Genomic DNA, 1,322 nt, shown 5'->3' with positions numbered 1-1,322 from the left:
GCGGTGCGGCCGTCAGGTCCACCGGGTCGCCCGGTGCGGCGGCGACGGCCCGCCGGGTCACCACCACCACGGGGCGCTCCACCCCGTCCGCCGGACCGTCCCCTTCCTCGTCGGCGAGCGTGTCCCGCAGGCGGGCGAGCAGCGCGTTCACCGAGCCGGCGACGGCCTCGGGGACGGCGCCTTCCCGCACGGCGGGGGCGTCCAGCACGTCCAGCGGCTGCCCGGCCGCCCCCTCGTCGGGCTCGGGAAGGGGCAGTTCGTTCCACTCCAGCTCGTACAGCGACCGGACCGCCCCGGCCGTGCGTCGCGCGGACGGCAGGTGTTCCGGGGCGGCGGGCCGCAGCACCAGCGACTCGGCGACGGCGACGACGGCGCCGGCCGGGTCGGCGACGGACAGCCGCACGGAGTCGTCCCCGTCGGGCCCCGGAGCCACCGCGACCCGCAGGGCCGTCGCCCCGGCGGCCGCCAGGCCCACTCCGCTCCAGCTGAACGGCAGCCGTACGCCCTCACCGAGGAAGTCGCCCAGGGCCATGGTGTGCAGCGCCGAGTCGAGCAGCGCCGGATGGAGCGCGAACCGGGCGGCCTCGTCGTGGTACCGGCCCTCGAGCGCCACCTCGGCGTACACGGTGTCGCCCGACCGCCAGGCGGCGGTGAGGTTCCGGAAGGCGGGCCCGTACTCGTAGCCCAGCTCCGCCAGCCGGTCGTAGAGGTCGGCCACCTCCAGCGGGTCGGAGTCCGCGGGTGGCCAGGAGACGGCCCATCCGGCGGCCGGCACCGGCCGGGCCACCGGGTCCACCGTTCCCGTGGCGTGCCGCGTCCACGCCGTGTCCTGGCCTTCCTCGTCGGGCCGGGAGTGCACGGCGACCCGGCGTCCGCCGTCCTCGTCGGCGGCCTCGACCGTCACCTGGACCCGCACCGCGCCCCGCTCGGGGAGCAACAGCGGGGTCTCCAGCGTCAGTTCGTCGACCCGGTTGCCGCCGGCCGCCTGGGCCGCCTGCACGGCGAACTCCAGCAGCGCGGTGCCCGGCACCAGCACGGTGCCGTCGACGGCGTGGTCGGCGAGCCAGCCGAGCGACCGCGTGGACAGCCGGCCGCTCAGCACGACGGTGTCCGTCTCCGCGAGCGCGGTCGCCGTCGACAGGACGGGGTGCTCCGTCGTGTCCAGTCCGAGGTGCCCCGCGTCGGTGTGCGCCGCGGGACCCTCCAGCCAGTAGCGGTCGTGCTGGAAGGGGTAGGTGGGCAGGTCGGTCGGCGGCGCGGTGGCGGGTGCCGGGAGGTGCCAGTCGGTGGGGTGGCCGTGGGTGTGCAGGTGGGCGAGGGAC

At 77.2% G+C, this 1,322-nt stretch carries 1 protein-coding gene; it reads right to left on the bottom strand.

Translation table 11 applies throughout. The features are described from left to right. The coding region (locus ACOV8S_RS30850) for a polyketide synthase dehydratase domain-containing protein (protein WP_448321788.1) at positions 1–1,322 on the bottom strand (1,322 nt) is incomplete at both ends.

The organism is Streptomyces sp. CO7, from assembly GCF_053474865.1.
The sequence above is the reverse complement of the archived record's forward strand: the minus strand, read 5'-3'. Positions and strand labels throughout refer to the sequence as shown.